Here is a 26,686-nt window from a genome sequence, read left to right as displayed (position 1 = left end):
GTTATCGAATTCCTTTAAAATCCGTGCGATTTGTTGTGGTGAAAATTTACTCTTCTTCATAACTACTGTTTAAAATTAATAAATATTTCTATACTTTTAAACAGTTCGGTTTTAAGGGAAGCTTACATTTACATCTGACAATAGTATTTATCTATTATTGAATAGGTTTCTTTTTCAAATTGATAATATTGATGATAGAAAAGTTGTACTAAGAAATTATCATGGACTTTATAATAACTTGATTCAACTGAATTATATAAACAACTAGGCATAACAATATAAAAAAACATAAGTGAATCATTGTTTAGAGCATGTTTGTACATTTAATCATCTCCGCCAAATCTTCACCCTATTTACCTAGTTACAACTTATCTCCTTTTGAATTACCCTGCCTTTTTTCAGCTTCCAGCATTGCCTCATAAGCATTAACAATACCTCCACTTTTAGAAAGCTCCTTAAACTTTACTTTCTTCTTATCGTCACCAGGTAACTCTATCTTCTTAGGTTTTTTAGGCTTATAAGAAGTAGTCATTAAAATATCCTTTATCTCCTGTGGGCTTAAATCCGGATAATAAGACAACAATAATGCAGCAATTCCTGTCACCACCGGTGCGGCAATGCTGGTACCGCTTACTTTGCTATAGGTGTTAGTAGTATCTGCAGAAATAACATCATGACCCGGAGCAAAAAGATCTACATTGTGCTGACCGTAATTTGAAAAGGAAGCGGCCAGTTGCTCATCCAGAGCTATTGAAGAAGCACCCACCTCAATCCAGTTAGAGGCTCTTTCATTATTGATATACCTCGCGGTTGGATAATTTTCAGTAACATCAATATTTGCGCCATCATTTCCTGCTGCATGAACTAAAAGCACTCCTTTTTCTTCTGCATATTTTACCGCCTGATCTACAAATTCCTTCTGAGGGGAAAAATCTTTACCGAAGCTCATATTGATAATATCCGCACCATTATCCACCGCATACATAATCGCCAGTGCTACATCTTTATCACGCTCGTCACCATCCGGTGTAGACCTGATCGACATAATCTCCACAGATGTGGCAATACCATCTATTCCTATTCCTTCATTTCTGTTAGCTGCAATAATTGATGCAACACCGGTTCCATGTTGTGCATCAGGCCCTTTTACATCAGCATTGCCGTAATTCCTGTCATTTATATCAGCAGGGTTGTCGCCTACTAAATCTCTTGCGTGATATTCCTTGTTTAGGTAATACTTCGTGTAGCTATTCATGTGCTCAATATATTCCTCCAAAGCTTCTTCCGTAAAGCCCATGTCGTATCTCTCTTTTAAGAACTTTTTGGCTTCCAATACTTGAGAGGATGTACTTTCCACTTTATCCAGATCCTCTGCATTAGCTACAACCACGCCAGTAGAAGTATAAATAAACGTCTTTATGCTAAAGATATAATTCTGGAACTTAGTAAGGTTTTCTATCTCCTTAGCTTTGGCATTAAGTTCTTCCTCGTACATTGATAAGGCATCCTCATAAAGAGAGGGATATGAAGCACTATCTCTTATGATCCTGGTGAATTCCATATTTTCATGCCCAATATTTTCTCCATTGGCATTACCGAGAAAGTTCCAGCCATGGATATCATCAACATACCCATTTCCATCATCATCAATTCCATTTCCTGCAATTTCATCTGTATTAACCCAGACCTTTCCTTTTAAATCCTCATGTTCAATATCCACTCCGCTATCAATTACAGCAACAATTACTTTCTTACGTGTTTTTGTAGAATCCTTTAATAGCCCATCATATACTTTCTCCACACTGGTTCCCATTACTCCGTTGCCCGATAAATCCTTATTATACCAGTTTAGATAGGTCTGATCTAATTGATCAATAGTAGTTGATTGAGAAAAAGCGCTGAATTGCTGAAAGAAAAAGACTAATAGAATAAGTATTGAGAATCGCTTAAGCATTTGATTTTGATATAAGTTTTTTACTGAAAGAAATCATAGCTGAAGAGGGCTATTTCTTTCAACTAATGAGGCTTTTATAAAAGTTGCGGTAAAACTACTAATTCATTGCATATATCCTATCTAAATTGAGTTCAACTAAGCTAAATTTCACAAAAAAAAAGGTGACCAAGTTCTGATCACCTTTTTCGTATTACTATATTTTTATTGAAGTAGTAATCGTCATACCGCAAAATTAAGACTTACTTTTTTGAGAGACCTTAATTTATGCTTCCTGTGCTAATCAATCGGCATATCTTCCATACAATGAGATTACGGATAATTTTCTTTTTTTCGAAAAGTATAATCCCGCCTGAGCGGGACCGGGATGACGATGAGTTGGAGAAAATTACTTCTTCAAGTCAAATCGATCAGCATTCATTACTTTGTTCCATGCGGTTACAAAATCCTTCACGAATTTTTCTTCAGAATCGCTGCAAGCATAAGCTTCAGCTAGTGCACGTAGCTCGGAGTTAGAACCAAAGATTAAGTCCACCCGGCTACCTGTCCATTTCACATTACCACTTGTTCTGTCACTTCCTTCAAAAATATCTTCCTTCTCAGAAGTTGCTTTCCATGTTGTACTTAAGTCAAGTAAATTCACAAAGAAATCATTCGTTAAAGTCTCAGGTCTGTCAGTAAACACACCATGCTTTGATTGATCATAATTAGTGTTAAGCACGCGCATACCACCAATTAAAACAGTCATTTCCGGAGGTGTTAAAGTAAGTAACTGCGACTTATCAATTAACATTTCCTCAGCCGAAGCAGTATGCCCTACTTTTACATAGTTTCTAAAACCATCAGCAATTGGCTCTAAAGCCGCAAATGACATTTCGTCCGTTTGCTCTTCAGAAGCATCCATTCTACCGGGAGCAAAAGGAACTTTTACCTCATAACCCGCATTTTTAGCGGCCTTTTCAATGGCGGCACAGCCTCCTAAAACAATGATGTCGGCTAATGATATTCTTTTATTTCCTGATTGCGCATTATTGAATTTTTTCTGAACGCCTTCAAGTAAGTCAAGCGCATGAGCCAGCTTATCAGGATTATTCACTTTCCAGTTTTTCTGTGGCGATAAACGGATTCTGGCTCCATTAGCACCTCCACGTTTATCAGATCCTCTGAAAGTAGAAGCAGATGCCCACGCAGTGCTCACTAATTGTGAAATCGACAATCCACAATTCAATAACTCATTTTTTAAAGAAGCTACATCCTGCTCATTTACTAATTCATGGTCTACTTCAGGAATAGGGTCCTGCCAGCTAAGTTCCTCAGAAGGCACTTCCGGTCCTAAATACCTGGATAGCGGCCCCATATCCCTATGCGTTAGTTTATACCAGGCTTTAGCAAAAGCATCGGCAAACTCTTCAGGATTCTCATGAAAATGCTTTGAGATTTTCTCATACTCAGGATCCATTCTTAGAGCAATATCTGTGGTAAGCATAAAAGGTGCATGCTTCTTAGAAGGGTCATGTGCATCCGGAATGGTACCTTCTCCTCCGTTATTCTTAGGCTTCCACTGATGAGCTCCTGCTGGGCTTTTAGTTAATTCCCATTCAAAGCCAAATAAGTGATCGAAATAATCATTGCTCCATTTAGCAGGAGTTTTCGTCCAGGCACCTTCCAGCCCGCTGGTAATTGTATCGGCTCCTTTTCCGGTTCCAAAAGCATTTTTCCAGCCCTGGCTTTGCTCCGCTATGGTAGCACCTGCAGGTTCCGCACTTACATACTCAACAGGATCGGCAGCACCGTGGGTTTTACCAAATGTATGTCCTCCGGCAATCAAGGCTACAGTTTCGTAATCATTCATAGCCATACGGCCGAAAGTCTCGCGTATATCATGTGCAGAACCTACCGGATCAGGATTTCCTTCAGGGCCTTCAGGGTTTACATAAATAAGCCCCATGTGGGAAGCACCTAAAGGATTTTCTAATTCGCGGGAACCGCTTTCTTCATATCTTTTGTCTGATCCTAACCATTCCGTTTCAGCGCCCCAGTAAACATCTTCCTGAGGCTCCCAAACATCCTCCCGGCCTCCTGCAAATCCGTAAGGTTTAAGCCCCATTGATTCCAATGCACAGTTACCCGCCAAAATCATTAAATCAGCCCATGAAATTTTCTTTCCGTATTTTTGTTTAATTGGCCAAAGCAGTAAACGCGCTTTGTCAAGGTTGGCATTGTCTGGCCAGCTATTTAGCGGAGCAAAACGTTGAGTACCGAAACCTGCGCCTCCTCGTCCATCTTGGATTCTGTACGTACCGGCACTATGCCAGGCCATCCGGATGAAAAACGGACCATAATGACCATAATCTGCCGGCCACCAATCCTGGGACTTTGTCATTAATTCAAAAAGATCTTTTTTTACCGCTTGAAGATCAAGTTTTTTAAATTCTTCTGCATAATTAAAGTCCTTATCCATCGGATCACTCAAATGAGAATTCTGACGCAGAATACTCAAATTCAACATTTTAGGCCACCAGTCTCGGTTTGATGGACCTCTTCCGGCTGTACCTTTCACTTCACCGCCCATAAATGGGCATCTGCTTGAATCGTTTACATCCCACACCTTACCGTCCGATGCTGAATGTTGTTTATGCTCTTCCATATTTATATAGTTTTAGTTTTTTCAGACTCTAATATAAAAATTATTTATTTATAATTTTTATTTATATATATTATGCAGTTATAGTTAAAAACTATAATATTGATTTCAACTGCGTACCATCAATGTACTAAATTTATTTCTTACTTGAAAACACATCTCTGTTTTCATTGCCTGACATAGAATGAGTGTCAACCTACATTTAATTCAATTTATTACTCTCTCAAATTTTGCTATATTGTTCCAATGAAAAGCTCTATTTGTTCACTGGTTCTTATATGTATTTTCTCTTCCTGTCAATTTCAGGAAAAACAGACATTTGATATACTAATCACACATGCAGCCATTGTAGATGTAAAATCGGGAAAAATAATACCTGAGCAGCTAATTGGTATTAGTGATGATACCATCCGCTTAGTGGCTGATATCAACCAGGAGGCAAATTATACCGGTAAAACTATTATTGATGCCAAAGGAAAGTATGTACTGCCCGGCTTGTGGGATAACCATGTGCACTTTCGTGGGGGCGACTCGCTTATCAGTGAAAACAGGGATATGCTGCCACTATTTTTAAAGTATGGAGTTACGGCTGTTCGAGATGCCGGTGGTGACATCACTCCCAGCGTATTGCAATGGCAAAAAGAAATTGCTGAAGGTAAGCTGGCGGGTCCTTCCATTTTCACATCCGGCCCCAAACTGGACGGTGACCAACCTGCATGGCCCGGATCTATTATGGTAACGGACTCAGCAGACGTAAAAGCCGCACTGGATTCATTAGAAGTGCTGGGGGTTGATTATGTGAAAATGTACGATGGAAACCTCACTAAAGAAATGTTCTACTCCATCATTAAAGCTGCTGAAGAAAGAGGACTCAAAACCACCGGACACATGCCGCTTTCCGCCAACATTCTGGAGGCAGCTGAATTAGGTTTGGATGGAAGTGAACATCTTTACTATGTATTAAAAGCTTGCTCCCCAAAGGAAGATAGCCTTACTCAACTAAATATGGGTTACGGAATGATGTCAGAAATTCTTCAAACTTACGATACAGATTTGGCAAAACAGGTATTCAATCAACTGGCAAAAGAGAATGTTTACATCACCCCTACTCTATACATAGGTAAAGTACTGGCCAATATATTAGAAACAGATCACCAGAATGATTCATTGCTTAGTTTAATAGGAAAAGGCATTCAGCACACTTACCAGAGAAGAATTGAAGGAGCTAAACGAGCGAAAAACAGCGGAAGCACCATGCGCCAGGAAATGGAAAAGAAAAGTACAGAAATTATAGTACCTATGGTAGAAGCAGGCATCCAGCTTCTTGCCGGCTCCGATTGCGGCCCTTACAATTCTTATGTTTATCCCGGAGCTGCCTTGCATGGAGAATTAAGAGAGCTTGTAGCGGCAGGGCTAAGTCCGCAACAAGCTTTGCAAGCCTCTATATTGAATGGGCCCGCTTTCTTCGGTTTAGAAGATTATTATGGAACTGTTGATGAAGGAAAAGTAGCCGATTTAATTATTTTAGAGATGAATCCTTTAGAAGACATTGAGTTTTCAGATGCAATTTGGATGGTGATTCATAAGGGTAAAACCTATCCTACCCATAAATGATTGTGTGCAATAAAGAGATTAAGAAAACCTTAATTGCGCACATTATAAATTTTATTTAAAACTCTCATTTTCTTACTCGGGAAATAAATAATGCAAGAATTCGTAAATGCTTTTTTCCATAGATGAAGACTCTGTTTCTATAGATAAAAAGAGGGCCAATGATTTATGATTACATTTTAACTATCAAAACGCATCCTTCCTAATAGGATACTTACACCAGAATAAAGTGACAAATCTCATCATATTTAAAAATAGGATATTTACTAATTAATTTTGAACAAATATTTAATTGTTCAAAGATGAAATTAGATTTTACCAAAACCATCCCTTTCAGATTAGCTGGTCTTTTAATTGCTTTCTTTTGGCAAATAAGCATAATCAATGCTCAAAATGCAACGGATTATTCCTTTTCTGCTACTGAAAGAACTTATGCTCCCATAACAGGCGGAACACTTATATCAAACAATACCAATCATGATAACCAATTTTTCAGCAATCGTAATATTGGGTTCAGTTTCAAATATTTGGGTATAACCTATACCAATATAGGTGTTGCTATCAATGGGTTTGCCAGCTTTAACGATGGGAGTAGCACAACTTACCCGTTATTTAATGGACTTGATAATTCTATAAGCCCATTATCGGGTGACTTAAGAGCGCAGGCCGGTTCTGAGTTAAGAATGCAAACATCAGGTACAGCTCCAAACAGGGTCTGTGTCATCCAATGGAAGAATTACAGATGGAGTGGAGAAAATGGCTTTTATAATTTCCAATTGAGATTATATGAAACGTCAAATAAAATAGAATTTCACTATGGGGATTTTACGCACTCAGGAGGCAATCAAGTGGCTCAGGTAAGTATTAATCGAAATAATACAGATTTTCAAAATAGAACTGGAGCAAATTCTGACTGGACAACCACAAATACTGACAACAATAATAATACTAACTCCGGAATAGCTTTAAGAGGCAACATAACACCTACAAACGGATTAGTTTTTGCCTTTGCTCCTCCATTAGCAGATTTATCTCTTAACATTTCCGCTAACACTGCAAGCCCATGTGAGGGACAGGTTTTGATTTATGAATTAAGTTTAACTAACAGTGGACCGGCATCTACACAAAATACCACCGTGAATTTTAACTTGCCATCAGGCCTAACTTTTGTAGAAGCTAATGCAGATGCCGGAAGTTACAATACGGGTAGCGGTAATTGGGTTATAAATAATATAAACAGCGGTGAAAATATCAAATTACTAGTAAAAGCTAGTATTAATACAGGGCAAGGTGGTAACAACATTTTAGCCAATTCACAAATTACTACCTCAAGTGTAAGTGACAATAATGCCTTAAATAATTCATCTAACATTACTGTTACGGTTACAAATAATTCTTTACCTGAAATTTCTCCAATTAGCAATCAATCTATAGGTTATAATCAGGTATCTGCACCTATCAATTTCACTATTTCAGATGTAGAAACCGCAACTGAGGATCTCATTCTTACTTTAAATTCATCAAACACTACTGTAATTCCTCTTTCAGGATTAGTATTGTCCGGTTCAGGAGAAAACAGGACTTTAACTATTACTGCCGGGTTAAACCAGTTTGGCAATTCAGATATCTCAATTGAGGTATCAGATGGAACTTGTGCTAAAACGATCACTTTTAATGTAGAGGTATTTAAACAAACCTATTCCAATTTTGAAAGTGCTAAAATTGTAGTGGGACAGGTAGATTTTAACACCATTAATACCAATGCAAGCCAAATAAATGCCCCTGGCTCCAACAGTTCGGCAGTAAGTGCCAAAGGTGTGCTTGCTGTTGGCTCACAAACTATGAACAGAGTTTTAATATGGAATTCCGTTCCTGATTCAGACGGACAACCTGCAGATGTTGTAGTAGGTCAAACTAATTTTACTAATACTGTAACAGGAACTAGTAACCGTACTTTAAGAAGTCCTGACGGAGTAGCCTTTAGTCCTGACGGAAATAAACTTATAGTGGCCGATGCTCAAAATCATAGGATTTTGATCTGGAATACGGTTCCAACTTCTAATAACCAGCCGGCTAATGTGGTTATTGGTCAAACCAATTTCACCAATAGAACATCAGGAACAGCTGACAACAAATTTGACAGGCCTACTGATGTTCAGGTAACACCAAGTGGTAAAATGATTGTTACAGACAGGAACAATAATAGGGTTCTCATTTTTAATAAAATACCTACTACTAATAATGCCAGTGCAGATGTTGTTATAGGACAAACTAATTTTACAAATGGTGGAGCTGCTACCTCTAATACAAGGTTAAGAGCACCATGGAATACTTCTATTGCTCCTGATGGAAAGTTATTAATTGCCGATGACGGAAATAATAGGGTTTTAGTCTACAATAGTATTCCAACTTACAATGGCGCTGCTGCGGACGTTGTAATAGGTCAGTCAAATTTCGGAAATAATGGTTCTGGAAATACTGCAAATAGATTTAATGGGCCAGGTGTAACAGTATCTCCTTCAGGTGTCGTGGCCGTGGCGGATTTTTCAAACCATAGAGCATTAATTTTCAATGAAATACCAACTACGAATAATGCTAGTGCCGACATTGTTCTTGGGCAGAGAAATTTTACTGAAAACGTTTCATTTAACAATGGAAATGGTCAGACAGGAGCACCTAGCAACCGGAATATGAACACTCCTTACGGTATCAATTTCGACTTAAACGAAAGACTATACATTAATGGAAGAGGAATGAATAGGATGATGGTGTTTGGCGAAACTCCAAACCAGGAAGCTGATCTATCTGTCTCTTTTGCCAGTAACAATGGTACGCCCTGTGTTAACGGGCTTGTTTCCTACACAGTAAATGTAACTAATAACGGCCCTAACAATGGTACCAATGTAATAGTAACTTCTGCCCTTCCATATGGTTTTACCCCGGTGGAATCAATCGTTAGTTCAGGTACTTATAACCAATCCAGTGGCTTCTGGACTATTCCGTTGATCAGTAATGGTGAAACTGTAAGTCTTGAAATGAGAGGCACAGTAAACCTGGGTGAAAACCTCAATTCCATTACGGCCTATGCCAGCGTAAGGTCTTACAATCAGGTAGATACGGATTTCAGTAATAATTCAGGCAATGTTACAGTAGTTGTAGAAGATAATATTGCTCCCACTATTACAGCGATTAATGACATAATTACTGATTTTAACACGCCCACTGCAGCAATTCCATTTACAGTAGCTGATACTGAAACTGCTGCGGGAGTATTAACTGTAACCGCTCATTCTTCCAACACATCAATTATCCCCCACGGAAATGTTGCTTTTAGTGGCTCTGGGGCAAATAGAAGTGTAGTTATTACCCCGCTTAATAACCAGTTTGGTACCGTAACTATTACACTAACTGTTGAAGATGGCAAATGTAGTTCAAGCGAATCATTTGATGTATTTGTTGGAAATATATGGCTTGGGAATTCATCTGACTGGACAAATGCTGCTAACTGGTCTACTGGTATACCAGGCCCTAGTATGAGTGCCTTTATTCCGGCTAGCCCTGTAGGAGGTACTTACCCTGTAGTAAATAGTAATGAATCCGTTTCTAACATCATCATTAGTAGTGGTGCGAGAATTACTGTAAATGCTACCAGAACATTAAACGTGTACGGAAACTTTAGCAATGAAGGAAGTGTAAGCACCGGAAACGGTATTATCAACATGAGAGGAAATGCTGCACAGCAGGTTAAAGGTATTGTGGGAACAGTCAATATTAATAATGCAAATGGCGTGAATTTGAACGGTAACATGAACGTACAAGGAACTCTTACGCTGACCGCAGGAAATTTAAATATCGGTGCCAATACTTTATCTATTCGTAATCCGATAGCTGGAAATGCAACAAATCTATCTACTAATAACACCTCCTCAATCACAATTGAAGGTAGTTCAGGGGGAATTATATTACCATCCCAGGTTAATCAGTTAAATAACTTAACACTTAGCAATGGTAATGGCCTTACTATGAATGGCAACCTTACTTTAAGAGGTAATTTAAATATGACTACTGGTAGCCTTAGAATGAACGGAAGGAATCTTACACTCAACGGAAACATCAATTCTACTGGTGGCACCTTAAGTGGAGATATCAATTCAAACCTTACAATAGGTGGAAATGGTAATAATAACACCCTAGTTATTTCCCCAACTAATAACTATTTTAATAATTTTGAATTCAACAGAAATAATCAGGTAATTACTATTACTAATGACCTGAAAATTGCCGGTTCCTTGCTGCTTTCTAATGGTGTAGTAAAAACGGATAACGGTATTATTTCAGTAGAAAACACTGACCCTAATTCCATACCATCATTTAGCGAAACTGCCTATGTCAATGGAAAGTTAAGAAGATGTGTAGATGCAGGTCAGGACTATAATTTCCCAGTAGGATCAGCAAATCATCTGGAAAATGCATGGCTCAAATTTGAATCAATTAGTGAATCTACATGTATAGATGCAGAGTTCATTCCTGGAATGACAGGAAGGAGTCCTAATAATCTTCGGGTAGGAAACAATGATGTGGATGATATACTTAGTTATGGATTTTGGAGAATTAAACCTACCAATACCAATGCAATAATTAATTATAACATTTCTATCACCTCAATAGGACATACAAATGGCTCCATTGAATTCCACCATGTATTGCTAAAAAGAGATGATGAATCACAAGACTGGTCCATTCTTGGTGACCATATGACCAGAAATGAAGGAGGAAGTTATACTAATCCTATCACTGTATCGAGATCGAAATTATTGGGTTTCAGCGATTTTGCAGTGGGTGTATCCTCTGATGGCCCCCTCCCAATTTCATTAACTTATTTCGAGGGATCAATTACAGAAGAAGGTGCGGAACTTGAGTGGAGAACGGCCAGTGAAGTTAATAACGATTATTTTGAGGTGCAAAAGTCAACAGACGGAAAAGAATTTACTCTTTTAGGGATTGTACAAGGGAATGGCACCACGGATATAGCTACAGAGTATATGTTTCTGGACAATAGTGAAAACAAAGGAGTAACTTACTACAGATTAAAGCAAGTAGATTATAATGATCAATCGACTCTATCTCAAGTGGTAGTACTCAATTTTAAAGAAAAACAAGGTAGAATTACTTTCTATCCTAACCCAGTGAAAGATATCGTAAATATAATTTTAGATGATAGCAACATTCTTTATACAAAAGTGACCATTTTCGATATGGCGGGTAAAATTGTAAAAGAAAGTACCCATCAAAATGAAGGGGGCAGAATTAATATAAACCTTAATACTTTACCTGAGGGTGCTTATCAAATAAAAACACAATCTGAAACAGCAACCGGACCAATTCTGAGTAATGGAAAATTGATAAAGAAGTAAAAGAAGTAAAAGAAGTAACTAAAAAAGCTCGAAAATTTCGAGCTTTTTTTTTATTAGTAGAAGGTTTTAAGTAGCTTTTATTAAAGATTTAAGTATTATAACTTCTTCAGAACAACATCTGCAAAATACTTTTTCTCATCATAAAAATATCTCTCAACTGATAAACCTGCCTTTGTAGCAAGTTCAACAATCATTTCCTCATCAAATTTTTGAGAAAACTCTACATGTATAGGTTCCCATGCTTTAAAGGAAAAAGAAGTATTTAAGGCAGCAAAATTAACACTTTGCTCCTCCTTAGAAACTATAAAGCTTTTAGTAGTGCCCGTTTGCGGGTCATAGTAGGGATAATGCATAAACCTATCCGGTTCAAAATCAGCTTCCAATTCACTATTAAGCCTTGTTAGCAAATTCATATTGAAAGATGCAGTAATTCCTTTCTTATCGTTATAGGCTTCTAAAATCATATGTGGGTTTTTCTTTAAATCAAACCCAATCATCAATTGATCATCCTTCCTCAATGCATTTGCAATTTTCTTTACAAAATCTTCGGCCTCGTTTAATTCGAAATTACCAATGTTTGCTCCCATGAAAAGTACAATCATTGGATTTTCCCTATCCACATTTAACGCTTCCAGAGCTGAGAAATATTCTTTATTTATTGGCTCAATGGCCAGGTCAGGAACAGATTTTCTCATTCTTTCTGTTAATTGCTCCAACACCGAAGCAGAAATATCTACAGGTTTATAAGTAAAATTGGCCTTCTGACCTGTAAAGTATTTAAGTAAAACTTCTGTTTTCATCCCATCTCCTGCACCGAACTCAATCAAGTTGAATCCTGCGGAAACACCCTTAAAAACTGAAAGAATAGCCGCTTTATTAGTTTGAAATATCTCAAGCTCACTATCGGTCAGGTAATACTCCGGCATAGCCATTATTTGCTGAAATATTCTATCGCCCTGCTCATCGTAAAAAAGCCAGCTAGGCAAACTTTTATGTTTTTGGCTTAAGCCATTCAGCACCTCATCAGCAACTGCTTTGTTGTAAGTTTTAGTTGAATCGATCATAAATCTTTAGCTAATCTGATTCCATTGAACTGCCATTGCAGATGCGGATGGAAGAAGTTTCTATATGTATTTCTTGAATGGTTTTCAGGAGTAGCCACTGAGGCTCCTCTTAATACCATTTGGTTCACCATGAATTTACCATTATACTCACCGATGGCACCCGGTGGCTTTTTATAGCCGGGATAAGGTAAATAGGCGCTGCCCGTATACTCCCATCTTTTACCCCACCTTAACTGTTCTGATGCTACTTCCCACTCAAATTCCGTAGGGATACGCATTCCCTTCCACTCTGCAAAAGCATACGCTTCGTAAAAACTAATATGCATTACCGGAGCGGCTTCATCTATTTTTTTCAATCCGCTTAAGGTATAGTAATACCAAGCTCCTTCTTTTTTATGCCAATATAATGGCGCGCTTATTCCTGTCTCATCTATCCACGCCCTGGCATCGCTATGCCAAAACTGGTGATCATCATAAGCACCACTTTCTATAAATTCAGCATATTCGCCATTAGTAACTAATTTACTACTTATAAGAGCTCCTTCTAAATGTACTTCATGTCGTGCAAACTCATTATCAAAAGAGAATCCTTCTCCTTTATGACCTATTTTATAATTGCCTTTTTCAACTTTCACAAACGTATGCTCGCTCTTGTCAGGTTCATACTCTTCGAAATTCTGGTCATAAACCGGAAAAAGAGGATTATGGCCTAAAATATATTTAATATCATAAAGAAGTAACTCCTGATGTTGTTGTTCGTGCTGCAAACCTATTTCAACTACGGAAGCCAAATCAGCAGATGTTTCCTCGCTCAGCAACTGGCGCATGTAACTATCCACAAATTCTCTGTATTGATAAATCTCTTCAACAGTAGGTCTGGTCATATTACCTCTGTCAGGACGAAGCATACGCTCACCAGCACTTACATAATAACTATTGAAAAGATAAGGGAATTGATTATTGAATACTTTGTAATTTGAAAGGTGTTCCTTCAAAAGGAATGTTTCAAAAAACCATGTAGTATGTGCTAAATGCCATTTTGGAGGACTCACATCAGCAATAGGTTGGGCTACATAATCCTCAGTTTTAAGAGGACTGCAAATGTCTTCAGTATGCTTTCTAACTTTATTGTATCGGCTTAAATAAGAATCCATATATATTTAAAATAATCTTAACGGCTAATTGTTTTGGGTAGTTTCAACTTTTACCTATTCACTTTCAGCTTAGTTAAGAAATTCCCCGGCCAGTTTATCAGGAAAATATTTATTCTCTATGCCCACCAGTTCATCTCCTCTGATAAACATATCAATCGTTATTTCATGGATAGAAGCAAGCCCACAAGCCGCTAGCAACTCCATGGCTGCTTTTAATGTGTTTTGATGGAAATTATATACCCGTTCAGCTTTATCACTCACCACTAATCCTTTCTGTAGCATTTTATCCTGTGTAGCAACTCCTGTAGGACAGGCATTGGTATTGCATCTCAATGCCTGAATGCAGCCAACAGAAAACATGAATGCCCGGGCACTATTACAGATATCAGCACCTAAGGCACGCATTTTAATAATCGATTCAGCTGAAATAATCTTTCCACTTGCTATAATGCGAATGTCTTTTCTTAGCTGAAACCTTGTCAATAGTTTATTCACAAAAATCAAAGCAGGCTTTAAAGGTAAGCCTACGCTATCAGAAAATTCCAATGGAGCTGCTCCCGTTCCTCCTTCAGCGCCATCTACGGTGATAAAATCAGGCTTAATCCCTGTATTTTCCATTTCTCTACACAGTTCAACAAACTCTTCAGTCTTTCCTACACAAAGTTTAAAACCTATGGGCTTGCCACCAGATAGTTCCCGTAATTCGGCCACAAATTCAAGCAGTCCTTTAGCATTGGAAAAATGGCTATGACTTGGCGGAGATAGTACCGTAGTATGTGGTTCAATCCCTCTTATTTTTGCTATTTCAGGAGTATTTTTAACAGCAGGAAGCACACCACCATGGCCTGGTTTCGCCCCCTGAGATAATTTAATCTCAATCATTTTAACCTGCTCATGCTTTGCATTTTCCTTAAATTTCTCCGCATCGAACAAACCTTCCGGTGTTCTGCATCCAAAGTATCCTGTACCAATCTGCCAAACAATGTCCCCTCCTGGCTCCAGATGATAGGGTGAAATAGCACCTTCACCCGTATTATGATAAAATTTACCCTTTCTGGCACCAGTATTAAGTGCTAATAGAGCATTCTTGCTGAGAGAGCCGAAACTCATTGCAGAAATATTAAGTAGTGATGCCTCATAAGGCTGTTTACATGCATCACCACCTATTGTTACTCTGGGTAAATGCTCTGAAGGAACTCTGGCATAAATAGAATGTCTTAACCCTTCATAGGACACGCTGTTAAGTTCAAGCTGGGTGCCAAAAGGGTGAGTATCGTTCACGTTCTTGGCTCTTCTGTAAACTAAGGCTCTGTGGTTTCTGCTAAAAGGACTACCATCAGTATTCCTCTCTATAAAATATTGTTGGATTTCAGGAGATATTGATTCGAAGAAATACCTGAAATATCCTAGTACAGGAAAGTTTTTTAAGATAGTATGTGATTTCTGCAAACTATTGTATACTCCTATTAAGTATAAAATGCTTAGCAGCGCAAGACCCCATATTGGCGCCCAATGAAACCACCACAAAACTACATAGGATATTAAGAGAAGGGCTCCAAAAATTAAAAATTTATTTCTCATAATTAGTGTGTATTCTACTCAAAAAGATATGATTTAAAACTGTATAGTATTTTCCAAATTCAACTTAGTAATAAAATGATTAAAACAACAGCTTCAACAAAATAACTTGGTCACTAAAGCCAGTTTATAATTATTTCTTTGAGATGTTTTTCTGCCATGGAAATTTATTATCAATTTCCACCTGAATTGAAAGACTAAAGAATGTTCTGATTAAAACTACTAACCTAAGGTATGCACTCTATCCAAGGTAGGTTCGGTAACAAAAAGTAGCTATATCGGCAGCAATTAATATCTCCAACTCTAATAAAATGGCTTTCCCTCATTGATGCCTAAGTTTAGTAAATGAATTAGGCACCTTTTTATTAAAGGAATATATAAAACTTGTAAGGGCAATAACAATACCTATCAGTATTATAGCTACCCTTATTACTTCAATGCCTTTTGCTACAATATCTATGTAATAATCTATCCTTTTTATATAACTCTTGAACGGAGAAAACTTAACACGTCAAACACAAAAGTATATTTTTTGGGAATTAATGGCTGTCAATAAAAAAATTATTAAAATATCCTGAACATATAAATAAGCGCGAATAACTTTTACTTATCTTTTTTTTTACCTTCATTTGATACATAAATACTAAAATTAAGCACACATGATACAAAAAGGTGTAATTGTAACCATTGAAGATGATCCGGACGATAAGGAAATTTTTGAAGCAATTGTTAGAGAATTAGGAATTGACAATGAAATTAAATGGTTTACTGAAACTAAGAGTGCTTTTGAATTCTTAAGAGATACCAACGACCAAATTTTCCTTATTTTTTCAGATATTAACCTTCCCGGCAAGGATGGTATCAGTTTAAAAAAAGACATTGATGCTGACCCTATTTTAAGAAAGAAAAGTATTCCTTTTGTATTTTTATCAACAACGGGATCTCATATGGCAGTTGAAAAAGTGTATACAGAAATGACAGTTCAAGGTTTTTTTGTAAAAGGAACAGATTATGAAAAAATGAAAAACACTTTAAAAACTATATTCAATTATTGGCTGGAATCCAAACACCCTAATTCTAGCAACTAATTCTTTTTAAATGCCAACTTCTTCATTTCAAGCTGTCTATTCTAAGTAATTAAACATTGAAAAACCTCCTAAAAATCTCCTTACTCTTATTTGTTTTATCTTCCTGCAATTTTAAGCCTGAAGAAAGCGCGAAAAAGGTCGAAAAAGACCCTTATACAGAATACCAATACTATACAGATGGAAAAGTAAAGGCAGAAATCCACATCGATAATTTGAAACGCTTTCATGGAGAGGTGAAGAAGTTTTATCCGGATGGAAAATTAAAGACTCTGGTAACTTATGACCATGGAGTTACCCTTAATTCAAAACAATACTATGAGAATGGTAAGCTGGAAATGGAATTTCCTTATAAAGAGGGCAAAAAACATGGAAAAAGAAGCAAATATTGGGAAAGTGGCAAAATCAAATCTGTGCTTGAATACCGCAATGGTGAGCCTATAGCAGGATTGAAAGAATACAAAGAATCAGGTAAGGAAGTAACTGCCTACCCTTCTTTAAAAATCGAGCAGATAAACCAGCTGAGTAATAATGGTAAATATTATATTGATGTTTATTTCAGCTCAAATCCACAAAAAGGAACTTACTATATTGGAGAGTTACAAAATGGTTTAATTCCTGCAGATGCTGAAAAAATTAATTCTATTAAAGGAGGTAAAGGAAGGATTGTTTTAAACGCAATACCTTCCCACTACAATATGAAGAAATTAAATATAATAGGAAGATTTAAAACAGGTTACGGAAGCATCTACATTACTGAAGCTACTTTTAACCTCTAAATCCACGAATAGAATTCATGAGGTGTATGGCAATTAACTTTCTACCCTTTTCTACCTCTTTTAGTTGAGGATTTCGCTCCTTTAGTCTGAGGTTTTTTATGTTTTGCAGCTAACTTTCTCTTATAGGATCCTCCAAGATTCACTTTCTTGTTTTTTTCAAGTTTTTCATGATGACTTGGTCCTGACTCTTTCTTTTTATCATTTCTGAAAAAGCTTTTATCTACCGTTTCTTCTCTTTCTTCAGGGATTAACTCATTTACTACATCCACCCCTTCCGGAAAATTTCTCACAGGTATTTGAAATGACATGAGAGATTCTATAGCTTCTTTAGCGGCTTCTTCTTTTTCCGTATAGAATAATATCGACTTACCTTTTTGTGCGGCTCTTCCGGTACGACCAATGCGATGCATGTAATTTTCAGGAAATGCCGGTGTATCGAAGTTAATTACATGAGAAACTTTTTCTAAATCCAGGCCTCTTGAAATCACATCACTTGCCACTAAAATCCTCTTTTCTCCGCTATCAAATTCCTGAACAGAACGAATTCTGTAATTCTGAGATTTATTGGCATGAATCACTGCCACCGAAGCGCCAAAAGCTTCTTCTAAGGCATCGAACAGCCTATCAGCTAATTTTTTATTTGAGATAAATACCAGCACTTTCTGATACTCTAGTTTATCGGTCAAAAGGTGAGTCAGCAAATTTACCTTTGTTAGAAAATTTTTGACTTTAAAACTGATCTGTTCAATGTTTTCCAAAGGAGTACCACTAGGTGCTACTGCAATTCGTTCAGAAAAAACAAAAAAGTCATTTACAAAATCATCCACCTCGGCAGTCATTGTTGCTGAAAACATGATGTTTTGGCGCCTGGCAGGTAGCAAATCTAAAATATTAGTAAGCTGCGGACGAAAACCCAAATCCAGCATCACATCCACTTCATCAATTACTAACTTATGGATATCCTTTAAACTTAATGCTCTCTTTATCACCAAATCGTAAAGTCGGCCAGGTGTGGCCACTAAAATGTCCAGTCCTTCTGCAATGGCTTCCATTTGAAGCCTGATATTAGCTTCTCCATAAATACCCAGCACTCTCACACTCATATATTTGGTATATGACTTAATATTTTCCTCTACCTGCATCACTAATTCACGGGTTGGCACCAAAATTAAAACCCTGGGAGTTAATTGCTTTGAAAACTTTAATTGGTGTAAAATGGGAAGCATGTAAGCGAAAGTCTTACCAGTGCCAGTTTGAGCAATTCCAATAACGTCTTTGCCTGACAAAATAGCTGGGAATGCTTTTTCCTGAATAGCAGTAGGTGCATCAAAAGCTAAATCGTTAATAGCTTGCTTAAGAGGCTTTGAAAGGTTGAAGTTATCGAATGTGCTCATTATATAATATTTGAGCAAAGGTAGTTAAATGATATGGGGATTTAAGGAATGTTATTATTAAAACTAAAGTACAAAAGCCTTTAAATTGCTCCAAAGGCTTTTGTATTAATACCTTCAATTACTTGCTTCACTATTACTTCACATAAGCTTGTGGATTGCTTTCGCTCCTTTGCTCTCCTAAATCAAAATCAAAGTACCAATCATACTGATCTCTCATTATTCTGAATTTTGCCAAAGCAGCTTGTGATGGAGGACCTGTTACAACTATTTCACCATCCCCGATTTCAATCGCAAGGGCTATATAACCTCCCCTTCGGTTATTTGCAACTACAGATGAATATAATGCATCAACAAATTGATCTAAATCTTGTGTAGAGATATTTTCTAAACTAAATAAGGATATGTCAAGAAGACTATTAGTCTCACTAATAATTATCTTATCCAAGTTGTAATTATCAGTTAAATCTAGTAATTCCAACTGAGCATTATGAGTAAAGTCCATAATTAAAGGAAATGTTCCTTCACGCCCGTTGTAACCATATCTAAAATCTTTAAGGGAGGGAAGATTTTTAAGATTAATTTCAGCCAACTGCCCCTGCCCATAGTAAGAATAAAATCCTTCTACCCGATCAATATCCCCTGTAACACTAACAAAGTAGCGTTTAGTTTTCTCATATGTATGTTCAAGGGGACCATTTATATCAGTTCCAGATAGAGAATCAATCACACCATCTCCCCAATCTATAATTATATTATCTGGATAATATAGAGCAAATGAAAAATCACTTTCATCAGAGGTAGCGTAAACGTTTGGTAGAGCCCCAAAAGTGAGTGCAGGTATTAATGTAACAGTAACTATTGAATTATCGGAATTATCTTTAATCTCTTCAATTGTCCATTTTTTGGAATATTTAGCGAAACCATCTTTTATAATTACCAGCGTAAATACAGATGTATCTTCACCGGGAAAGGAAAGCGCATTAATTTTAGCCTCAATAGAAAACTCTTTCAATGTATCCTGATTCTGAATGATATAAGCCTCAGCTTCTGCAAACGTTTGCAAATTTGATTCTATTTTAAATACAGAAAGAAAGAAATGATGGGAAATTTTAAAGTTTAAGGAGGCATATCCAATGTCTTCAGGAGTTAAAGTAGAAACATCTAGTACCTCCATAGAAAATTGCTCTATATTATCCGCTACGACTGAAAATGTAAATGGAAGAGAAATACTCACTAAATCTTCTTTGGGGGAACCAGCTATGGGTGTAGCATATAGTACATCTCCAGCTGCATCAAGTATGATAAATTCTGTCAGAACATAAGTATCTTCCACTAATTCAATAGGCTCAGTAGCATAAGAGTCATTAAAAGATAAAATACCTACCTGTTCACGTGTTAAAATCTCCGTTCCTTCTTGAGTTTGTATGCTCAATTGAATTACTGAGCCTGCAGGAATATTACTTATCATATTTCTTCCATTTTCATTACTTTCATTTAAAGCAAATGAAAATGAGACCTCACCCATTTTTGCTAGCATGGGGATTTCTCTTCCGTTCTTACAACTGCTGGTCAATATAAAAGAGGTAATAATTAAGGTTAATAAAGTTTTCATAATATGTTATTTTAAGGTTCATATATGAAGCTACATATTTTTATGAATTTATTATTATAATATTATAATTAATTATTGTAAAACTTCCACTTACTCTCTATCCTCAATTAAAAAATTTATTAGCATGAAATCACCGACTTTTACAATGCATAAAAAAAGCTTCAGAGTTTTCACCCTGAAGCTTTTTGTGCCATTAAAATAACAGTACTAACTATTGCTCCACATATGCTTGTAAATTAATTTTATCTAATTCTTCATCAAATGGAGAATCAAAGTACCAATCATATTGATCTCTCATTATTCTGAATTTTGCCAAAGCCGTTTGTGATGGAGGACCTGTTACAACTATTTCATCACCATCTTCAATCGCAATGGATATATAACCTTCTCTTCGGTTATTTGCAACTACAGATGAATACAATGCATCAACAAATTGATCTAAATCTTGCGTAGAGATATTTTCTAAACTAAATAAGGATATGTTAAGAAGGCTATTAGTCTCACTAATAATTATCTTATCCAAGTTGTAATTACCAGCTAAATCTAGCAATCTCAACTGAGTATTATGAGTAAAGTCCATAATTAAAGGAAATGTTCCTTCATGCCCGTTGTAACCATATCTAAAATCTTTAAGGGAGGGAAGATTTTTAAGATTAATTTCAGCCAACTTCCCCTGCCCATAGTAAGAATAAAATTCTTCTACCCGATCAATATCCCCTGTAACACTAACAAAGTGGCGTTTAGTTTTCTCATATGTATGTTCAAGGTGACCATCTATATCAGTTCCAGATAGAGAATCAATCACACCATCTCCCCAATCTATAATTATATTATCTGGATAGCGTAGAGCAAATGAAAAATTACTTTCATCAGGGGTATTATAACCGTTTGGTAGAGCCACAAAAGTGAGTGCAGGTATTAACGTAACTGACACTATTGCATTATCAGATTGATCTCTAATTTCTTTAATAGTCCACTCCTCAGAATATTTAGCAAACCCATCTTTTATAATTACCAGCGTAAATACAGATGTGTCATTTCCGGAAAAAGAGAGTGCATTAATTTTAGCCTCAATAGAAAGCTCTTTCAAAGTATCCTGATTTTGGATAATATAAGCATCCGCCTCAGCAAACGTTTGCGTATTTTCATCAATTTTGAACACCGACAAGAAAAAATGATGAGTAATTTTAAAGTTTAAGGATGTGTAGCCTATATCTTCAGGAGTTAAGGTGGAAACATCTAAAACTTCCATAGAAACCTGAGAGACATGGTCTGGTGCCACAGAAAATGAATAGGGAAGAGAAATACTAACTAATTCCTCCTTTGGTGATCCTGAAACAGGTGTTGCATACAACACTTCTCCTTCCGAATTAAGTATGAGGAATTCTGTCAGAACGTAAGAACCTTCCACTAGTTCAAAAGGTTCGCTAGCATACACCCCATTAAGAGAAAGAATGCTTACTTGTTTTCTAGATAAAACTTCAGTTCCTTCTAAAGTTTTAATACTCAGTTGAATGATTGACCCAGTAGGAATACTGGAAATTACTCTTCCATTTTCATTACTTTCATTTAGAGCAAATGAAAATGAGACTTCCCCCTTTTTTGCTATTAAAAGCGACTCTTCTCCATTTTTACAGCTGTAAAACAAAATCATGGAGGTAATAATTAAGGCTAATAAAATTTTCATAATATTTTATGTTTAAATGGTTCTACATAAATATAACATAAAATATTACATAATCACTATAAAATATTTAAATAAAATACAATTTCAAAAATTTTCTATTCGTATATAAATTTCATACTGTATAATATAGATAATATCATTTTTCATCTGACAAAAAAAGCCCCGGAATTGTAATTCCGGGGCTTAGTACTCAAAAACAATATTATATTAGCATTTACTCTTTATCCATAAACGGATAGCGGTAGTTAGTAGCCGGAACGAATGTTTCTTTAATAGTTCTGGCAGAAGCCCAACGCAATAAATTAAGCTTAGAGCCTGCTTTATCGTTTGTACCTGAACCTCTGGCTCCTCCAAATGGCTGCTGACCTACAACGGCTCCGGTTGGTTTATCATTAATATAAAAATTACCGGCCGATTGAGATAATTTCTTAGTAGCTAACTCTATAGCGTAGCGATCCTGGCTAAATATAGCGCCTGTTAAAGCATAAGGTGAAGTTTCATCCACCAAGGTAAGCGTTTCTTCAAAATTATCTTGCTTATATACATAAATAGTCACCACCGGACCAAATATTTCTTCTTTCATGGTAAGGAACTGAGGGTCCTTTGTTACCACTACAGTTGGCTGAATAAAATATCCTTTAGAATCATCATACTCTCCACCAGCAACTATCTCAGCCACATTGCTATCTTTCACTTTTTCAATGTAACCAGCGATTTTATCAAAAGACTTTTTGTCAATTACCGCGTTAAAGAAGTTTTCAAAATCTTCAACTCCTCCCATTTGAATGTCCTTAACATCCTCTTTTACAAATTTCAATACTTCTTCAGAGATATTATCCGGAAGGTAAACTCTTGAAGCAGCAGAACACTTCTGGCCCTGGAATTCAAATGCACCTCTGGTAATTGCCGTTGCAACGTCTTTAGCGTGAGAAGTAGGGTGAGCCAATATAAAATCTTTCCCACCTGTTTCACCAACTATTCTTGGATATGACTTATAGATATCAATATTTTCTCCAATAGTCTTCCATAAGTTCTTAAATACTTCGGTACTTCCAGTAAAATGCAGGCCTGAAAATTCAGGGTGTTTAAATACCACATCACCGGCAGTAGGACCATTTACATAAACTAGGTTAATTACCCCATCAGGTAATCCCGCTTCTTTAAATACCTGCATAATAATATCCGCAGCATAAATTTGAGTGTACGCTGGCTTCCAAACCACTGTATTACCCATTAAAGCAGCACTTGATGGCAAATTACCAGCAATAGCTGTAAAGTTGAATGGCGTAATAGCGAAAACAAATCCTTCTAGCGGTCTGTATTCCAATCTATTCCACACTCCGGGTGCTGATTCAGGCTGCTCACTATAAATTTCAGTCATATATTGAACATTAAATCGAAGGAAGTCGATTAGTTCACAAGCGCTATCAATTTCAGCCTGGTAAGGACTTTTAGACTGCCCTAACATAGTAGCAGCATTTATTTTGTATCTATAAGGCCCTGCTATTAAATCTGCTGCTTTCAAAAAGATGGATGCCCTATGTTCCCAACTAAGGCTGGCCCATTTTTCTTTTGCTGCCAAAGCTGCTTTTATAGCTTGCTCTACATGGCTGCTGTCACCTTCATGAAAGTGGCCTAAAAGGTGTTGGTGATCATGAGGAGGATTTAATGGTAATTTTTTTCCGGTTTTCACCTCATCTGCACCGATATACATAGGTATATCAACTTCTTTGGAACGCGCTTCTTTTAATGCATTTTGTAATAGCTCTCTTTCCGGAGTACCGGGTGCATAGCTGTTCACCGGCTCGTTTTCTGCAAATGGCACTTGGTAAATTCCCTTTGGCATATTTTTAGATTTTTTTTACTTGAAATAAATGAATACGTAAAAATAGGTAAATAATTTTGGTCGCCCTTCATCAAAATTGGACTTTTTCAGGTACACCTATTACCCTTTTCTATCGATAACGTAAATGAGAATAAATGTTTAAATTCTAAAATAAAATAACCTCATTTTCAAAGTGAAATTCACTTTGAAAATGAGGTTTGTTAATAAAAGAGTAAACAAAACTTATTTACCTCCTCCGAATATATCTTTCAGTTTATTTTTAGCTTTCTTTTTTAGTTCTTCTGCCTCTTTTTCAGCTTTCGCTTTAGCCTCCTCTTCTGCCTTTTTCTTCAATCTTTCAGCTTCCGCCCGCGCACTATCTTTAGCTACTTCTACTTTGGCATTTACTTCTTCTTTAAGTGCAGCAGCTTCCTCCTTTACTTTATCTTTAACTGCCGATTTCACATTTCCGGCAACAGACCCTCCCTCTGAAGTAGCCTTGCCCAATTTAATATCCGGGTTATCATAAGTTCCTCCAATATTAAAATTAAGATTAATATTGCTACCTACTGCATTAACATCGGTGCCTAACAAACCAGACAAAGCCTGATTAGCTGCCGTGCCCATACTTCCCGTGGGAATGTTCATTTTTAGGTTGTATAAAATGCTGCCATCATATGCAGTCCACCCGTCTATCGTAGCCTTATATTTATCTATAGCTACATCAAAAGGTTGTACGCTCAGCTTACCATCCTTAATCTCTGCCTTCATTAATAAATCTTTTAAGTTAACAGTGTTCGTCTGGTCCAGATTAGATAGCTTGGTTACCCCACTAATAATTTTAGAATCTACTATAGCTGCTTGTGCAATTTTCACAATCCCTGAGCCCGTTAATGTTCCAAAATCAGGCATCATTTCCTGAGTCATTAACCCATTAATTGCAAAGTCAGTGCTAAATTTACCTGTAAGCTTTTCAGCCACAGGAACGAATTTCTGAACGGTAACTACGTTTTTAAAGGTTTCAGGAATGCTTAACTGCTCAACATCAAGGTTAAATGCAAATTTAGGATTATCCTCATCTTGTGTATTATAGGTACCACTCATCAATATTTGACCACCTAACATATCAAAACTCATTGGATCCATGGTTAAGATACCGTTGTTAATTACCATTTTACCTTTTGCATTCTTAAGGTTAAAGTTATCATACAAGATACTTTGAACAGTAGCTTCGAAGGTAAAATCAATGTCTTTTGGAATAACAACTAACTCCATAGAAGTGGTATCTTCCGGAGTAGTTGACTCCTCCTCTTCCGGCCCCATCATCTCGTTAATATCCAATAATTTTGAGCTCAGAGTCATTTGTCCAACCAACTTTGCCTCTTCATTTAAAATGTAAGCAAGGTAGTTGCTCACTTTACCATTCACTGCAAAATCACTTTTACCAAAATTACCCTGCATTTCACTCAATTCAACAAATTCAGGATTAAAAACCATATTGGCTCTACCGATTTTCACATCAGGCATGCCTGCAGTGGAATAGAAGAAATTATTCAATACCAAAGTACCTGAAGTATTAAGTTGTTCATAATCTTCCTGTTCTACTGCAGCATAATTTCCCTTTGAGTTGATATCCGCACGGATTATACCCCCCATATTAAAATCTTCTGTAGGAGTAATTTTGGAGACGATATCAAGATTAAGTGCTCCCTGTGCATTTAAATCCCATATTAAAGCATCAAAATTATTTACCACTGCATTTGCTGTAAACTTATCCTGATCAATGGTTAGTCCGAAGTTTTTGACCTGTAGAACTCCATCCTTCAAATCTCCTGTTTCACTCTTAGCCATTAAATCCAGGTTTATATTTTGAATAGGAAGCGGCACATCAGGCGACTTTACGAATGCATCTCTAACATTGAGATCAACAGAAAAAGCAGGTAATTTTTCTTCAGTATATGTTCCTCTAACAAATCCTTTAAAGTCGAACTCTCCCCTGGTTTCCAGGTTTTCAAAACCGTCTGAATACATACCTGGCACGAGAGACAGAAGGCTTTTAAATTGAGTTTCGTCAACAAAGAAATTCACATCCATTTCAATATCATCGGTTGGCATAGCAAAAAAACCATTAAAGCCGAGCTCGAAATCATTCAATTGAGCTGTAGTTTCCTTAAAGTCGAACCTCATGGCATCCAAGTCCATACCCAGAATCATTTCCACATTTAGGGTTTTATGTTCCACATACACATCTCCACCGTAAGCAAATGAAAAATCATCAGCCGTGGTTTTTGTAACCATATCAAAAACAGTCTGTTTAAAATCACCTTTACCGGTATGATTTAAACCAATTAAAGAAACTGCCATGTCAGCTGCCTGGTCATAATACCTAACTTTCCCATTAGTAATTTCCCAATGGTCAATTCCTATCTTCATTTCTTCAGACTGTTCAGTAGTTGTGGTATCTGTTTCTTCAGAAGAAGCCACTATATCATAATTAGCTGAGCCATCTTCCAGTACCAGGATATTTATCACGGGCTGGTCAAGTATAATTCCTTTGATTCTGATAGGCTCCCCTTTTATAATGGAAACAATATCTGCTTCCACTGAAAGATCATTTGCGGCAAATAGCGTATCCCCTTCAAATACCTCTTTCCCAATAACTGAGAGTTCTTTTATACCTACAGTAAGATTGGGGAAATCCGGCAACAAGGAAATCCTTACATTTTCAGGTTCAAAGTTCACGGTAGCATTAACACTGGTATTTATTTCCTTTTGAACAGCCTCTATTATTCTGTCCTTAAAAATGATGGGCACCAAAACAATAGCAATAACCAGAAATGCCAGAATACTGCCGATAATGATCAGAATTTTTTTCATAATGATAAAGT

At 36.7% G+C, this 26,686-nt stretch carries 14 protein-coding genes; 4 read left to right on the top strand and 10 right to left on the bottom strand.

Annotated elements, in window-relative coordinates:
* Positions 1 to 361 precede the first annotated feature (361 nt).
* A complete protein-coding gene (locus IEV85_RS22785; protein WP_188467584.1) occupies positions 362 to 1,954 on the bottom strand; it encodes a S8 family peptidase in 1,593 nt (530 codons plus the stop codon).
* A 385-nt stretch (positions 1,955 to 2,339) separates the two neighbouring features.
* Entirely contained in the window at positions 2,340 to 4,598 is a 2,259-nt protein-coding gene (katG, locus tag IEV85_RS22780) for a catalase/peroxidase HPI (RefSeq protein WP_188467583.1), read from the bottom strand.
* A 243-nt stretch (positions 4,599 to 4,841) separates the two neighbouring features.
* Between katG and IEV85_RS22775 the strand changes: the two genes are divergently transcribed.
* Positions 4,842 to 6,209, top strand: coding sequence for an amidohydrolase family protein (locus IEV85_RS22775; RefSeq protein WP_188467582.1), 1,368 nt, complete (start codon positions 4,842 to 4,844; stop codon positions 6,207 to 6,209).
* A gap of 299 nt (positions 6,210 to 6,508) precedes the next feature.
* Positions 6,509 to 11,620, top strand: coding sequence for a T9SS type A sorting domain-containing protein (locus IEV85_RS22770; RefSeq protein ID WP_188467581.1), 5,112 nt, complete (start codon positions 6,509 to 6,511; stop codon positions 11,618 to 11,620).
* 95 nt (positions 11,621 to 11,715) lie between these two features.
* On the opposite strand, the gene IEV85_RS22765 is transcribed toward IEV85_RS22770, so the two are convergent.
* From IEV85_RS22765 to IEV85_RS22755, 3 genes are all read right to left on the bottom strand, one after another.
* On the bottom strand, positions 11,716 to 12,684 hold the full coding sequence (locus IEV85_RS22765; RefSeq protein WP_188467580.1) for an L-histidine N(alpha)-methyltransferase: 969 nt from the start codon (positions 12,682 to 12,684) through the stop codon (positions 11,716 to 11,718).
* Complete coding sequence (egtB, locus tag IEV85_RS22760) at positions 12,681 to 13,838, bottom strand: ergothioneine biosynthesis protein EgtB (RefSeq protein WP_188467579.1); 1,158 nt, start codon at positions 13,836 to 13,838, stop codon at positions 12,681 to 12,683. The genes IEV85_RS22765 and egtB overlap by 4 nt, the downstream gene beginning before the upstream one ends.
* Before the next feature lie 69 nt (positions 13,839 to 13,907).
* Positions 13,908 to 15,419 (bottom strand): FMN-binding glutamate synthase family protein, encoded by a 1,512-nt coding sequence (locus tag IEV85_RS22755; protein WP_188467578.1) that lies wholly within the window; start codon positions 15,417 to 15,419, stop codon positions 13,908 to 13,910.
* A 656-nt stretch (positions 15,420 to 16,075) separates the two neighbouring features.
* Here IEV85_RS22755 and IEV85_RS22750 point away from each other — a divergent pair.
* Positions 16,076 to 16,504, top strand: a complete 429-nt coding sequence (locus IEV85_RS22750; protein WP_188467577.1) for a response regulator — start codon at positions 16,076 to 16,078, stop codon at positions 16,502 to 16,504.
* 56 nt (positions 16,505 to 16,560) lie between these two features.
* Positions 16,561 to 17,280, top strand: a complete 720-nt coding sequence (locus tag IEV85_RS22745) for a toxin-antitoxin system YwqK family antitoxin (RefSeq protein WP_188467576.1) — start codon at positions 16,561 to 16,563, stop codon at positions 17,278 to 17,280.
* Positions 17,281 to 17,321: 41 nt separating this feature from the next.
* On the opposite strand, the gene IEV85_RS22740 is transcribed toward IEV85_RS22745, so the two are convergent.
* The 5 genes from IEV85_RS22740 to IEV85_RS22720 all read right to left on the bottom strand — a co-directional run bounded on the left by IEV85_RS22740 (position 17,322) and on the right by IEV85_RS22720 (position 26,675).
* Positions 17,322 to 18,674 (bottom strand): DEAD/DEAH box helicase, encoded by a 1,353-nt coding sequence (locus tag IEV85_RS22740; RefSeq protein WP_188467575.1) that lies wholly within the window; start codon positions 18,672 to 18,674, stop codon positions 17,322 to 17,324.
* Positions 18,675 to 18,807: 133 nt separating this feature from the next.
* The gene (locus IEV85_RS22735) at positions 18,808 to 20,286 is read right to left on the bottom strand and encodes a hypothetical protein (protein ID WP_188467574.1); all 1,479 of its coding nucleotides are present in this window, start codon (positions 20,284 to 20,286) and stop codon (positions 18,808 to 18,810) included.
* Between the two features lie 211 nt (positions 20,287 to 20,497).
* Positions 20,498 to 21,973, bottom strand: coding sequence for a hypothetical protein (locus IEV85_RS22730; protein ID WP_188467573.1), 1,476 nt, complete (start codon positions 21,971 to 21,973; stop codon positions 20,498 to 20,500).
* A 214-nt stretch (positions 21,974 to 22,187) separates the two neighbouring features.
* Complete coding sequence (gene pruA, locus IEV85_RS22725; RefSeq protein ID WP_188467572.1) at positions 22,188 to 23,819, bottom strand: L-glutamate gamma-semialdehyde dehydrogenase; 1,632 nt, start codon at positions 23,817 to 23,819, stop codon at positions 22,188 to 22,190.
* A 222-nt stretch (positions 23,820 to 24,041) separates the two neighbouring features.
* Positions 24,042 to 26,675 (bottom strand): AsmA family protein, encoded by a 2,634-nt coding sequence (locus IEV85_RS22720; RefSeq protein ID WP_188467571.1) that lies wholly within the window; start codon positions 26,673 to 26,675, stop codon positions 24,042 to 24,044.
* Between the last annotated feature and the right edge of the window lie 11 nt (positions 26,676 to 26,686).

Source organism: Marivirga lumbricoides (assembly GCF_014636295.1).
Classification (GTDB): Bacteria; Bacteroidota; Bacteroidia; order Cytophagales; family Cyclobacteriaceae; genus Marivirga; species Marivirga lumbricoides.
The sequence above is the reverse complement of the archived record's forward strand: the minus strand, read 5'-3'. Positions and strand labels throughout refer to the sequence as shown.